This is a genomic window from Geodermatophilus sp. URMC 60, from assembly GCF_053502585.1.
In genome coordinates, this window is record NZ_CP199958.1 from 1,973,400 (window position 1) to 1,986,895 (window position 13,496).

Here is a 13,496-nt window from a genome sequence, read left to right on the forward strand (position 1 = left end):
TGGTGACCGGCGCCCGCGGACCGCCCGGTCCTCCTACTGTCCGTCGTCGTCCTGACCGGGTGAACGACGGGGGTGCCGTGCCGACTGCGACCAGTGCGCTGGAGGTCGTCGACGACGAGGTGCGGGAGCTGATCCGCCGGCGCGGGCTGGACCCGTTCACCGACCCCGGTCCGGTGCGGCTGCTGGTGCGTGACGTGGTGGCCGACTACTCCGAGCGGTCGCTGACCTCGGCGCTGCCGCCGATCGGCGACCCCGACGTGGTCGTGCGCGACGTGCTCGACCGGGTGGCCGGGTTCGGACCGCTGCAGCGGTGGCTGGACGACCCGGAGGTCGAGGAGATCTGGGTCAACGAGCCTGGCCGGGTGTTCGTGGCGCGGCGGGGCCGGTCGGAGCTGACGACGACGATCCTGGCGCCGGGTGAGCTCGCCGACCTGGTGGAGAGGATGCTGCGCTCCTCGGGCCGGCGGATCGACATGTCGACGCCCTTCGTGGACGCGATGATGCCCGACGGGTCACGGCTGCACGTGGTCATCCCCGACATCACCCGCCGGCACATGGCGGTCAACATCCGCAAGTTCGTGCTGCAGGCGCACTCCCTCGACGAGCTGGTCGCCCTCGGCACGCTCACCCCGCAGGCGGCGGGCTTCCTCGAGGCGGCGGTCGTCTCCGGGCTCAACGTGCTGGTCGCCGGCGGCACCCAGGCCGGCAAGACCACGCTGCTGAACTGCCTGTGTGCGGCCATCCCCGCGCGCGAACGGGTCATCACCTGCGAGGAGGTGTTCGAGCTTCCGGAGTCAACGCAAGTACACAAGTCAGCTCAAGTGGCGGCCCAGCGCGTGCTGGCGTCTGGCTCAAGGGCAACGAGGCTACGGACGATGAGCAGGGGATGACGCGCTTCGCCCGTGTGGTCTCCGTGCCGCTGGCGGCCCTCGTTATTCTCCTGGCTGGCTGCGAGGCGGGCGAGGCGGACCGCGTGGCCTGTGACGGTGTAGCTGACCTTGATCTCAGTAGCCGCATGGGCGGTCGGAGCGGTCAGCAGGAGGTAGCGAGCCGAATCCTGGGCCAGCTCTCCGGCTATGCACCCGGCGACGACCGGTTGGTCCGCGCCATGGATCAGGCGCGCGAGGATGCGCTAGCTGTTGCCTCTGCCACGCATCCCGTTGAGATCGGCGCGGCATTCGCGGCGCTGAAGGGCAGTCTCTCCGCAGTCCAGAGTGTGTGTGACGACCTAACAGCCTGAAGCCCGGGAATAGCTTCCCGGCTCGCGGTGAAGGTCTACGACCCGGCCCACGCAGCAGGGAAGGTCGCCGGATCGGCGGTGTGCCGCTGGTGCAGGCGCTGCAAGCAGGTGGCCGACCGGACGTCGGTCGACACGTTGGCCCGAGGTGCTGCGCGCCCAGGCTGCCGAGGTCCGGGAGGCCGACAAGCGCCGGCCGCTCGAGGCCGGCGGGCCGCCGCGATGATGGTCGCAAACGTGCGACGCCGCCCTTCCTAGCGCAGGATCGTTGGCGACCTGCCTGGCTAGGGACAAAAAAAGACCCGGCCCACGAGGGGCCGGGTGAGTAAGCACGTTGACTGTAGCCCCAGGGTCTACGTGCTGTCTACCGGTAGACAGTGCGGCGCGTCACCACCCCGCAGGGCGAGTGAAACCTCCAGCGGGGTCGGGAAGCTGGTGGCGGCGGTAGGTCGCTGCCTTCAGCTTCCACCACCAGTGTCCACCGACTCCATCCGTCTTCTTCCCGGTGAGGTCGCCCGCGAAGTAGGTCCCCCTGGGGTTGATCAAGCCAACCGGGACACGATCGCGTGCCGCTCTAATGGGGAAGGCGAGGTCACTGTCGTTGGACACAACAACGACCGCATCGACTGCTTGAGACAGGACATCGAGCAGCAGGTGCGACGCCACGTTGACGTCGCTGCCCTTCTCCTCGAGGTGGAGATACCGGACCATGAACCGGGCGTTCGGCACGTCGGCCGCCGCTGCGTCCTTAACCATGATCGGCCAGGCCGAGTGTGCGATGACGGGCTTCTTCGTCTGCGGGTCATCCGTTGCAAGTAGCCCCGTCTTGGTCCGGGCGACATAGTTCCCGTACTCGATCCAATCGACGCTGCTCGTTGCTCGCAGCGCTTTGAGGTAAACGTCCTGATCTGCGTGAGCCGACGGGTTCGTCACGGCGTCCACCCGTGCTGTGCAGTACACGATGCGATCAACTGTCACATTTGACCAGCTGCCCTGACTGTTGATGGCATCCGTGACGAGCCCTCGGACGTCGATCCACTTCCAGCCGCCCGCACCCCGACCGCAGCAGTGCCGCCCGCCGTAGTACAGATTGTAGCCGTCCACGTACACGCCGACCCTCATCGGCGCAGGGTAGCCGTCACCCGCGCGGCCGAGCTGGCCATGGATGGCCGAGGCCCGAACTGGGCCTCCTCCGTCCGGCCCACCACTGGCCAGGCCTGTCCTGATCCTGATCGTCGTATCAGCTCGCGGTCGGGCGGATGCGGACGAGGGCGGCCGGGACCGGGCGCGGCAGCCCCCCGCCGGGGCGGACCGGCTCCCCGGCGGGGTCTGTCCCCCTCGACAGAGTCCGTTGCTGGCGACTCAACCGCAGGACGAGGGGCGCTCGTGCCCCCCATGGCTCCAGAGAGATGTGCGTCCTGCTCTTCAAAGATCTCAGGCTGCGAGCAACTGTCAGTGGCGCCCTCTATCGTGCGGCGGCATGACGACGACCTTGTGCCGGTGGGAGGGCTGCGACCGCGTCGCACAGACGTCTGGCTATTGCAAGCGGTGCTATCAGCGCGCCCGCCGGCGAGGCGACACCACCGGCCCGATCCGCCGCTACGTCCGCCAGGCCGCCGAGTGCTCCGAGGAAGGATGCGATCGTCCCACCAAGACTCGCGGCTTGTGCCGGATGCACTACCTGCGCTGGTATCGCACGGGCGACCCCGGCGTCGTCCGCATGGAGAAGCGACCCGAGACGTGCACCGTCGAGGGCTGCGCCAACGAACACAAGTCGCGCGGGTACTGCGAGGACCACTACAACCGCTGGAAGCGCCACGGCGACCCGCTTGCTGAGGTCCAGCGCCGACAGCGCAACCTGGGCAAGACCTGCGAAGGTCCGGGCTGCGCTCGCGCGGCCATCTCCGGCGGCCTGTGCGGGACGCACGCCCAGCAGCGGTACTCCGGTCACCCGCTGACCCCTGTTAGGGACTACAAGCCCAAGGGCGTCCCCTGTGAGGTCAAGGACTGCGACGGTCTGTCCCATACCCAGGGGCTCTGCCAGACCCACTACCGACGCCAGTTGGCCGGCAAGCCGGACTGGGACGCCCCGATCAAGCGGCGCGCTCCCAGGGGCGCGGGTCACCTGGACCCCCGCAACGGCTATCGAGTCATCACGGTCAACGGGAAGACCGTGCGGGAGCACCGATACATCGCCGAACAGGTGCTCGGCCGACCGCTGCTACCGACCGAGGACGTGCATCACCGCAACACCAACCGGTCGGACAACACCACGGACGGCCCATTCCAGCTGGTGGACGGCAACCTGGTGTCTGGCAACCTGGTGATCTGGCTGCATAAGAAGGGACAGCCGCGGGGCGGCGAGGCCGGACCTGTGCTTGAGGAGATTCGCCGACGAGCCGCGGCTGGCGAGGCCGATGAGCAGGACCTGGAAATACTGGGACTGTACGAAGACCTGCCGGAGAAGCCCTAGCGTTCCGGCCGGGCGGTGGTCGGGCTCGCCCAGCAGCTCGTGTAATGGAAGCCGGGGCTGGCCAAGGGCGCGCGGGTGCCAACGCCCGGCTTCGGTCAAGGCCGCCAGACGGCGGTTGATCAGGGCAGCGGCGTCACCTGGGGGTCGTTGCTCCGAGGTAGCGATTGAGGCTTCATGGGTGTACCCAGGAAAAGATCCCACCTGGAGTGAGTCAGGCGAGCGTGCGTTCGCGTGTTCCTCCACTAAGATCCCAGAAGCCCGAGCATGGACGCCAACACAGGCATGCCGGAGGGTAGCTCGGCTCCTTTCCCTTCGGTATGGGAAAGGAGAACTCGGATATTCGCGCCAGGGGGTCGCGTGGCCGGTAGACAAGACTAACTTCACGAAGGTCTATGTCGGCAATCATCACCGACGGCCACATCAGGACTGTCTCGCCAACCTGGTGATCACAATCAGATAGGCCACAGGCAGTGCATGTGTCGCCCACGCGGCCAACTTTGGTGGCGTACACCCTTCCCAACAAGTGCTCACATACGTCGAGCGGCTTGCGACAGATGGAGCATAGCCTCGCAGCCGTGAAGCCCATCGACATGCCCATCCGAAAGTGCAATAGCGACAAAGGGCAGTCGTTGATGAGCCTCCGGTCCTTGACGGTCACGGGACACCCGAACAATCCGCTCCGCAGCTCCCCTATGGCGTGGGCAAGGGTGTGGACGCAGTCCTCTTCGGGCTCGTCTTCCAAGAAGTTGTAGGCCGCGACTGCTGCTTTCAGCGCCTCCTCCAACCGTGCGCGAATGCCGGCTAGGGTGGCCGCCTCGGCGGCTGGCAACTCAGCCAGACGTCTGCGCAGGAGTAGCCACTCGGTGCCAACCCGGGTGTAGCCCTCTAGTGTGAGCTCTGACGTCGGCCATCTGTGCGGGGCGTTGTAGGGAGCGCGCGGCAGGATGTCTGGCGACAAACCCTGAAGAGATCTCAATGCGCTACCAAATTCTCGGCGAGCATTACGCAGTGTGCTTGTGCCGTCCCGCCTTAGCATCGCGGTTCGGTTTGGCCCCGCGGCAGGCGGCAATGGGACGCCTGTTCGCACAACCAGTCCAGACCACCGGATGCCCTCGTCGTCGTTAGGCACCAGTCGTGCTCGCGTCGCCGTTGGAGTCGGTATCCAGAATTCCGTTCAATGTCGGAGCGATTCCTTCGACCGGCCCAGAGTAAGACAATCCGCGGAGTCGCACCGCCCCGCCTTCCGTGATGTCCAGTTCATCTATACTCAGCCGCACCTGAGCTTCATCGACGGCCTCGTCGCTGCGGTGTAAGGCATTCATGACCCGCAGGCGAACCAGAGTTGCAATGGTCAGTATTGAGTCATACGTGAAGTTTCCGGCAACGCCAAGCACTATTGACGAGACTATCTCCGCAGCCCCGTACTCGCTGAGGTAGTGTGGTGGATGCGAGATGTTGGCGGCGCGGACATTGTGCCCTTGCGCCTGAAGCGTCTTGACGACTCCTACAGCGTCGTCGTGGAACATGGGACCCGCCGCCTCGTCGATCCGATCTGGCAGCATTACCACGGCGCCTTCGGGCGTGGACGGGTCCACGAACGGCACGAGTTGACCGTTTCCCTCATAAACAATCAATTCCGGAGGTATGGGTTGACCCCTGCCGCCTCCGGCGTCCTGCTTCACCTTGTCCCCCGAGTCCATGTCGGTCATTCTCCAGCACGGCCGCGGCTGCGTCTTGGCCAGGGCCGGTCAATGGCATGAGTAGGAGCACCTAGTCTGGTCACGTAGGTCCGTGACCCCACGGCCGGGCAGCACGACGCGCCAGCGACGCACCTCGACGAGGGACTGTGGCCCAACGGGTCCTCCCGTCTAGCGGGGCTTGATCTTTGAAGCCAGACCCGTGACCCTGACCCACCGGCACCGCCGGACCCCTTCTGACCCCCGGGCAGGTCGAAGACCTCATCCGGCCCGTCCTGACCGGGTCCGTGGCCCTTACCCCGTTGTGCTCGCGGGTGCTGCGGCCGACCGCCCGTTCCGTCCGGCCGCCTGCCGTCACCGCCTTCCCCAGCCGGCTGCCTTCCTGCGCGCCCGCGGGCGGGATTCCCGCCAGTATCACGAGCCCCATGTGTCACAGATTGCGGGATGCTGACTGCGGTGGGTGACCCTGTCAGGTAAGAACCCTCCGGACGGCGTCGATCCGAAACGGTCGGCGAGCAACAGCCGACCGGGAGATCACACGCGTGCAGGGCTTCGAGGGCAAGGTTCAGTTCGTCTGGCAGGTCGCCGATCTTCTGCGAGGTGACTACAAACCGGCCGAGTACCGCGGAGTGATCCTGCCGCTGCTCGTGCTGCGCCGGCTGGACGCCGTCCTGGAGCCCACGAAGCCGGCGGTGCTCGCCCGTGCCGAGCAGTTGAAGGGCCTCACCGACACCCCGGACCTGTTGCTCAAGCAGGCGTCGGGCGTGCCCTTCTACAACACAAGTCCGCTGACCTTCAGGAAGGTGCTCGAGTCACCGAACAGCCTGGCCCAGGAGCTGCGCGCCTACATCGGGGCCTTCTCGCGCAGTGCGGCAGAGGTCTTGGAGAAGTACCGATTCGACGAGCAGATCAGCCGTCTGGACGACGCAGGCCTGCTCTACCTGGTGCTGGGCAAGTTCGCCGAGCTGGACCTGCGCCCGGAGGTCGTGCCGAACCATGCCATGGGCTACGTCTTCGAGGAGCTGCTGCGCCGGTTCTCCGAACTCTCCAACGAAACCGCCGGTGAGCACTTCACCCCGCGCGAGGTCATCCGGCTTATCGTCAATCTGCTCTTCGGCGAGGACTCCGAGGTCCTGACCGGCACCGCCCCCGTGCGCTCGATTTACGACCCGGCCTGCGGCACGGGCGGCATGCTGAACATCGCCGACCAGTATCTGACGCGGCTCAACCCGAAGGCCCGGCTGGAGATGTTCGGCCAGGAGCTCAACCCGGAGACCTGGGCGATCGCTCGATCGGACCTGCTGATCCAGGGCCAGGATCCCGAGCGCATCGTCCTGGGCAACACGCTCACGAACGACGGGCACGGGGACAAGCGGTTTGACTATTTGCTCGCCAATCCACCGTTCGGCGTCGACTGGAGCAAGTCCAAGGCTGTAATCGATGCCGAGGCCAAGCAGCCTGAAGGTCGTTTCAGCGCCGGCCTGCCCCGCGTCTCCGACGGCTCCCTCCTGTTCTTGCAGCAGATGATCGCCCGGATGAAGCCCGTCGAGGACGGAGGCAGCCGGATTGCGATCGTCTTCTCGGGCAGTCCGCTGTTCGCCGGGGCCGCCGAGTCCGGGGAGAGCAACATCCGCCGCTGGATTATCGAGAACGACTGGCTGGAGGGCATTGTCGCCCTGCCTGACCAGCTGTTCTACAACACCGGCATCAGCACCTACGTCTGGATCGTCACCAACCGTAAGAGCCGTGAACGGGCCGGCAAGGTCGCGCTGGTCGACGCCCGTAGCGAGTGGTCGAAGATGCGCAAGTCGCTAGGCGATAAGCGCAAGTACTTCGACGACGACCACATCGCCGCTGTCACCCACCTCTACACCGATGCCCTGCAGCTGGCCGGCGTCGACGACCGGGTCAAGGTCCTCAATAACGACGCCTTCGGATTCCGGCGGATCACCGTGGAGCGGCCGCTGCGCCGCCGCTGGCTCGTGACCGAGGGGACGATCGCAGCCGTCCGCGCCTGCAAGTCGGTGGTCGCGCTCTCCATCGGTCACGACGACGCGCGGCGGATGCACGACGCTTTGATCGGCGCGCTGACCGACCTGGTCGGGACGTCGGAGGAGACCGAGAGCGCCTTCACCAAGCTGCTGTTGAACGCATGCACCGCACGTAAGCAGGTTGGGCTGCCACCCGCGATTAAGAAGGCGGTCCTTGCCGCAGCAGCAGTTGCCGCCCCCGACGCGCCCATCGTGATCGACCGCAAGGGTCAGCCGTTACCTGACCCAGACCTGCGGGACAACGAGAACGTGCCGCTCGCCAAGGACGTCGACGAGCACGTGGAGCGCGAAGTGCTCCCGCATGTTCCAGACGCCTGGGTTGACCACACTAAGACCAAGATCGGCTACGAGATCCCGTTCACTCGACTGTTCTACAAGTACGTGCCCCTACGCCCACTGGTCGCTATCGACGCCGAATTGGAAGCCGTGGAAGCCGAGATCCAGCACGTGCTTGCAGGGCTGAAGCGATGACCTTCAATGAGGTGCCCCTGCGCCGCCTAGCCGAGTGTCTGGATGGAACGCGCGTCCCACTAAATCGGGAACAGCGCGCGGATATGGCCGGCGACGTGCCGTACTGGGGATCCGGCGGGATCGTAGATCACATATCGAAGCACCTGTTCAATGAGACCTTGGTCCTCCTAGGCGAGGACGGAGCCCCCTTCTTCGACAAGACACGACCGGTGTCCTTCGTGATCGACGGTCCCTCGTGGGTAAATAACCACATTCACGTACTGAGGCCACGCGCCATCGATCCGCGATTCTTGCATTATGCACTTAATGCTGTCGACTATGGTCGCTACATCTCGGGCTCGACACGCGACAAGCTCACACAGGAAGAAATGTGGACAATCCGCGTCCCCTACCCCGCCGCGGATGAGCAGCGGCGAATCGCGGACTTCCTTGACGACCAGGCCACCCGTCTCAACAGCGCCGTCGCACTCCAGCTGGGCCAGCAAGCCCGTTCGGCTGACAGACGGCAGTCCTTCATCGCCGAGCGCCTCGGCGTATCGGATCGGCTGCTCGAAGTAGCGGAGGGCTCCGCCACTAGTTGCCACGGGTGGCCGACCCGAAAGCTGTCGCAACTGCTGGCGGAATCTCTGGGCGGTGGAACGCCTTCGACGAGCGACTCGTCGTACTGGACGGACCCGCCTGCCGGAACGCCGTGGATCAGCATCGGCGACATGCAGGAGGGCGGGACAACGTCTCCTCCGCTGAAGCACGTCACGGAGGCAGGCCTTGAGGCGGCTCGCCTCCGACCCGCCCCGGCCGGCACCGTGCTGTTCGCCATGTACGCCAGCGTCGGCAAAACCAGCATCGCGGCGACACGGAGCGTCTGGAACCAGGCCATTCTCGGTCTGGTCCCTGGCCCAGACCTGCGCCCCCGCTACCTCTTGTACTGGCTCGAGCTCATCCGTCGCGTCCTCACCGCAATCGCCCGGTCGTCGACCCAAGACAACCTGAACGGAGAGCAGGTGAGGTCGCTTCATCTGCCGCTGCCGTCGCTGCATGAGCAGGACGACCTGATCCAGGTCATCGCCGCTGAGGACGCCGCCGCGACCGAGCTTGCCAGTCTGAGGGAACGCCAAATCGCCCTGCTCGAGGAGCGCAAGCAAGCCCTAGTTGCCGCCGCTGTGACCGGGCAGCTGGACGTGACCACTGCGCGGAAGGTGGCGTAATGGCCGGGCACACTGAGTCCGACTTCGAGGCTGCAATCGAGGCACACCTTCTCAGCAACGGCTGGCGGCACGGTTCACCGACCGACTACGACGTGGCGTTTGGGTTGGACGGAGTGCAACTGCTCGGATTCGTTCAGGAGACGCAGCCGCAGACCTGGGCTAAGCTGGCCCAGCGGTACGGGTCCGCGGTCGTCGCGAAGGTGACGAAGCGGATCGCCGAGGAGATCGACGCGCACGGTGTGGTTCACGTGCTGCGCCGCGGAGTCAAGGACTCCGGCCAGCGAATCCAGGTGGCCTTCTTTCGTCCCACGCACGGACTGACCCCGGAGCTGGTGGCGAAGTACGAGAAGAACCGGCTGCTGGTTTATCGGCAGCTGCGTCACAGCGAGAGCAACAAGCATCAGTCGCTGGACCTGATGCTGGCTGTTAATGGCATCCCGGTGGCCACCGCGGAGCTGAAGAACCACTTCACGGGCCAGACCGTGGAGCACGCCAAGGCGCAGTACCGGGACCCCAAGCAGCGCAACCCCGCGGACCGGATCTTCGCCCGCCGCTGCCTGGCGCACTTCGCCGTCGACCCCGACCTCGTGTTCATGACCACGAAGCTGGCCGGCGCGGACACCGTCTTCCTTCCGTTCAATCAGGGCTCCGCCGGACCTGGGGGCAATGGGGGGCAGGGCAATCCGGTTAACCCGCACGGGCATCGCACCGCTTATCTGTGGGAGCAGGTATGGGCGCGGGACACCTGGCTGGACCTGTTGCACCGCTACGTGCAGGAGACGGTGCCCAAGCACGGTGCTCACTCGGTGGTTTTCCCCCGCTACCACCAGTGGGACGTCGTCGAGAGGCTGACTGCCCACGCCGCGAAGCATGGCGCTGGGCACAGCTACCTGCTGCAGCACTCCGCCGGCTCGGGCAAGTCCAACTCGATCGCCTGGCTGGCCCACCGACTCGCAGACCTGCACACCCCCAGCGACCCCGCGCTGCTGGCCGCCGACGCCGCGCTCGGACCCGACGAGCTGATCTTCGACAAGGTCGTGGTGATCACCGACCGGCGGGTGTTGGACAAGCAGCTGCAGGACACCATCGCCGGCTTCGAGCACGTCCAAGGCTTGCTGCAGCGCATCGACCAGGACTCCCAGCAACTGCGTGCCGCGCTGCTCGATGCCCGTACGAAAATCATCATCACCACGCTGCAGAAGTTCCCGGTGATCGCCAAGGATGCCGCGGTCGAGGGCAAGCGGGTCGCCGTCATCGTGGACGAAGCGCACTCCTCGCAGACCGGCGACGCCGCGCAGAAGGTCAAGCAGGTGCTCGGTGGTGCCGAGGCGCTGGCCACCGCCGAGACCGAGGCCGTTCGCGCCGAGGCCGCCGCGTCAGACGAGCAGGATGAGCTGTACGCGACGCTCAGCCCAGTCGTCCACTCGGCCGAGGCCCGGGGGCGCAACGGCAACCTGTCGTTCTTCGCGTTCACCGCCACGCCCAAGGGCAAGACGCTGCAGCTGTTCGGCACCCCCCGGGACGAGGCCGGCACCACGGTCTTCGAGCCGTTCCACCTCTACTCGATGCGGCAGGCCATCGAGGAGGGCTTCATCCTCGACGTGCTGGCCCACTACCTGACCTACAAGCGCTACTACCGGCTGGCCAACGGGCTCTCCAGCGACGACCCCGAGGTGGAGAAGGGTCGCGCCGCGGTCGCCCTGGCCCGGTTCGTGGATCTGCACCCGTCCAACCTCGACCAGCGCGCCGAGATCATCATCGAGCACTTCCGCAAGGTCACCGCCGACAAGATCGGCGGCCAAGGCAAGGCCATGGTGGTCACCAAGAGCCGGCTGCACGCCGTCCGCTACGCCGCCGCGATCGACCGCTACCTGAAGAGGAAGCAGCTCACCGGCATCAAGGCGCTGGTCGCCTTCTCCGGCAGCCTGACCGATGAGGACGTCCCCGGCGAGACGTTCACCGAGGCCGGGCTCAACGGCTTTCCCGAGGCCCAGACCAAGCAGCGCTTCCACGACGAGGGTCAACTGCTCATTGTCGCGGAGAAGTACCAGACCGGCTTCGATGAGCCGTTGCTGCACACCATGTACGTGGACAAGAAGCTCGAGGGCGTCAAGGCGGTGCAGACCCTCTCCCGGCTCAACCGCATCCACCCCGGCAAGGAGGACACCTTCGTCCTCGACTTCGTCAACACCGCCGAGGAGATGCGCGAGCAGTTCGCACCGTTCTACGAGACCAGCTGGACCGAGGAGACCGACCCCAACCTCCTCTACAACCTGCAGACCCGGATCGAGAAGCACGCCGTCATAGACCCCGAGCAGCAGCAGAAGGCGGTCGCCGCGCTGCTGGCCGGCAACGCCGCCACCCATGCCACGGTTTCCGCCCACGTCGACCCAGCCGTCGTCCGCGCCGGCAACCTGCCCGAGCACGAACAGACCGACCTGATCGACGCGCTCAAGGCGTTCGTCCGCGCCTACGCCTTCCTCGGCCAGGTCATGAAGTTCACCGACGAGGAGCTGGAAAGCCTCTACCTCTACGGCAAGCTGCTGCTCGCCAAGCTCAAGACCCCCGCCACCGAGACCGGGGCGATCGACCTCGGCGCGACCGAGCTGGCCTTCCTGGGTCACCAGCGCGGCGTCGAGACCAAGGCCAGCAACGCCCCCGGCGAGGTCACCGGCGAGATCCAGACCTTCACCGGCGAGGGCCGCGGCGGCACCGTCGAACAGGCGCTGATGATCAAGCTGTCGGAGCTGATCAAGTCGTTCAACGCCACCTTCGGCTACGACCTGTCCGAACCCGACGGTCTGGAGATCTACGTCGGCCTGCCCAGCCTCCTGTCCGAGAGCGAGGACGTGCAGCAGCGCGCTGCGGACAACACCGAAGAGCAGTTCGCCCTCACCATCAAGCCCGACGACATCGTGGGGGCCCTGTTCGCCCGGCAGGAGGGCTCCCAGCGGCTGCTCAAAGCCATGCTTGAGGACCAGGCCTTCGCCGACGCCGCCCTGCAGGTCATCACCCGTGAGACCTACCGGGCCGCCCGCCGTAAGCACGCTGAGAACGCCGCATGAGCACACCCGCCATCGCCGCGTGGGAACACCGTCTGGCCAACCTCTGGGCCGACTGGGCCACGCTGGATGACCGGCGCGCCCAGGCCGACCGCGCCACGGTCGCCAACTGGACCGCGCGGCTGGACTCCATGGCTGGAGAGATGGCTTCGCTTCGCGAACAGGGCGACTGGCTCGGCGGTCCACGCACGCTGCTGGAGGCCGCAGGCCTGGAACGCAACGAGCTGATTCTGACCGCCGGCCTGGCTTGGGTTCTTGATCCGGAAGGTTTCCATCAGCTCGGCGACCGGGTGCTGGTTGGCTTCCTCGATCGGCTCGGCGTGGAGAGGGCCAGCACGCATCCTGTGCGACTCGTCCGGGAGGAGCAGCGCAACGACACCCGAGCGGACCTTCTAGTACGGGTTCCCGGCGTCACGATCCTCGTCGAGTCGAAGGTGGGGGCTGGGGAGCAGCATGATCAATGCATCCGACTGGCCGCTGAGTGGGCTGATGAGAACCCCGTCCTGGTCTTCCTGACCCGCGACGGACGCCCACCGACAACGGCCGGGGAGGGCTTATCCGACTGGTGGTGCCTGCGCTGGGCTGACATCGCCGCCGTCGTCGAGTCGGCTATCAGTGTCCTGCCCGCCGGGCGTGATGCCGCGCCCGGGGTCCACGACTACCTGACCACTCTGCATCATCACCACGGGGAGAAGCTCGCGTGAGTACCGATGAAAAGACGGCCTTCTATCTCCGCCACCGGGCCGTGATCGAGGAGTGGGCGGCCCTTCGCGATGTCGCCCGCTCCTCGTTCATCACACGGTTGCGGGGGCTCAACGACCAGCTGATCTCCTGGGCTGATTCCCCGGAAGCCGTTCTCGTCGAGGAGGACGGCACATGGTCCAAGGTGGGGCTGACCAAGCCGGCCTGGAACGAGGCCGGCTGGCGGCTGTCCCTGGTCCTCGCGTGGAACAAGGGTCAACTGCTCACCCCGGCCAGAATCGAATGCCCTTACGTCGGCATCCACCTCGCATCCGGCTGCATCGATCGTCGCGCTCGGTCGCAGCTGCTCCGGGAAGAGTGCGCATCGGCGGCGGACGTTCTCGGTTGGAAGGAGCCCTGGGAGGAGGCCTTCCCCCACTGGCGCTGGGTCGATCAGCCTGAGGATTCGACGACGCTCGAGCCGTGGGTCGACCAGTGCATGACGACCTTCCAGGCCGGCTGGTCTTCCCTGCACGGGGTGCTCGACGAGGTCGTGGACAACTACACAACGATCGCCTGATCGCTCCAGCCGCCGCCCAGCACCACGATCTCGACGCCA

Annotated in this window: 10 protein-coding genes; 8 read left to right on the top strand and 2 right to left on the bottom strand. The window is 66.2% G+C overall.

All coding sequences use genetic code 11. The annotated features are described in order from the left end of the window. Positions 1-77 precede the first annotated feature (77 nt). Entirely contained in the window at positions 78-890 is an 813-nt protein-coding gene (locus ACWIX3_RS09505) for a CpaF family protein (RefSeq protein WP_448611827.1), read from the top strand. Next, positions 887-1,240, top strand: coding sequence for a hypothetical protein (locus ACWIX3_RS09510; protein ID WP_448611828.1), 354 nt, complete (start codon positions 887-889; stop codon positions 1,238-1,240). Before ACWIX3_RS09505 ends, ACWIX3_RS09510 begins: the two co-directional genes overlap by 4 nt. A gap of 384 nt (positions 1,241-1,624) precedes the next feature. Here ACWIX3_RS09510 and ACWIX3_RS09515 read toward each other — a convergent pair whose 3' ends face one another. After that, entirely contained in the window at positions 1,625-2,359 is a 735-nt protein-coding gene (locus ACWIX3_RS09515; RefSeq protein WP_448611829.1) for a hypothetical protein, read from the bottom strand. A 358-nt stretch (positions 2,360-2,717) separates the two neighbouring features. Between ACWIX3_RS09515 and ACWIX3_RS09520 the strand changes: the two genes are divergently transcribed. Further along, positions 2,718-3,710, top strand: coding sequence for a hypothetical protein (locus ACWIX3_RS09520; protein WP_448611830.1), 993 nt, complete (start codon positions 2,718-2,720; stop codon positions 3,708-3,710). A gap of 1,121 nt (positions 3,711-4,831) precedes the next feature. On the opposite strand, the gene ACWIX3_RS09525 is transcribed toward ACWIX3_RS09520, so the two are convergent. Further along, on the bottom strand, positions 4,832-5,419 hold the full coding sequence (locus tag ACWIX3_RS09525) for a hypothetical protein (RefSeq protein WP_448611831.1): 588 nt from the start codon (positions 5,417-5,419) through the stop codon (positions 4,832-4,834). Between the two features lie 530 nt (positions 5,420-5,949). On the opposite strand from ACWIX3_RS09525, the gene ACWIX3_RS09530 reads away from it, so the two are divergent. From ACWIX3_RS09530 to ACWIX3_RS09550, 5 genes are read left to right on the top strand one after another with little or no spacing between them, the layout of a single operon-like run. Further along, complete coding sequence (locus tag ACWIX3_RS09530; RefSeq protein WP_448611832.1) at positions 5,950-7,929, top strand: type I restriction-modification system subunit M; 1,980 nt, start codon at positions 5,950-5,952, stop codon at positions 7,927-7,929. Continuing rightward, positions 7,926-9,134, top strand: coding sequence for a restriction endonuclease subunit S (locus ACWIX3_RS09535; RefSeq protein ID WP_448611833.1), 1,209 nt, complete (start codon positions 7,926-7,928; stop codon positions 9,132-9,134). The genes ACWIX3_RS09530 and ACWIX3_RS09535 overlap by 4 nt, the downstream gene beginning before the upstream one ends. Continuing rightward, positions 9,134-12,199 carry a type I restriction endonuclease subunit R gene (locus ACWIX3_RS09540; RefSeq protein WP_448611834.1) on the top strand — a complete coding sequence of 1,022 codons (3,066 nt, stop codon included), beginning with the start codon at positions 9,134-9,136 and terminating at the stop codon, positions 12,197-12,199. The genes ACWIX3_RS09535 and ACWIX3_RS09540 overlap by 1 nt, the downstream gene beginning before the upstream one ends. Beyond that, positions 12,196-12,900, top strand: a complete 705-nt coding sequence (locus ACWIX3_RS09545; protein ID WP_448611835.1) for a PD-(D/E)XK nuclease family protein — start codon at positions 12,196-12,198, stop codon at positions 12,898-12,900. The genes ACWIX3_RS09540 and ACWIX3_RS09545 overlap by 4 nt, the downstream gene beginning before the upstream one ends. Then, on the top strand, positions 12,897-13,457 hold the full coding sequence (locus tag ACWIX3_RS09550; protein WP_448611836.1) for a hypothetical protein: 561 nt from the start codon (positions 12,897-12,899) through the stop codon (positions 13,455-13,457). Before ACWIX3_RS09545 ends, ACWIX3_RS09550 begins: the two co-directional genes overlap by 4 nt. Positions 13,458-13,496 lie beyond the last annotated feature (39 nt).

Coding starts and splice junctions, on each gene's coding strand:
- ACWIX3_RS09510 (WP_448611828.1), top strand. CDS start 887: ATGACGCGCTTCGCCCGTGTGGTCTCCGTGCCGCTGGCGGCCCTCGTT.
- ACWIX3_RS09515 (WP_448611829.1), bottom strand. CDS start 2,359: ATGAGGGTCGGCGTGTACGTGGACGGCTACAATCTGTACTACGGCGGG.
- ACWIX3_RS09520 (WP_448611830.1), top strand. CDS start 2,718: ATGACGACGACCTTGTGCCGGTGGGAGGGCTGCGACCGCGTCGCACAG.
- ACWIX3_RS09525 (WP_448611831.1), bottom strand. CDS start 5,419: ATGACCGACATGGACTCGGGGGACAAGGTGAAGCAGGACGCCGGAGGC.
- ACWIX3_RS09535 (WP_448611833.1), top strand. CDS start 7,926: ATGACCTTCAATGAGGTGCCCCTGCGCCGCCTAGCCGAGTGTCTGGAT.
- ACWIX3_RS09540 (WP_448611834.1), top strand. CDS start 9,134: ATGGCCGGGCACACTGAGTCCGACTTCGAGGCTGCAATCGAGGCACAC.
- ACWIX3_RS09545 (WP_448611835.1), top strand. CDS start 12,196: ATGAGCACACCCGCCATCGCCGCGTGGGAACACCGTCTGGCCAACCTC.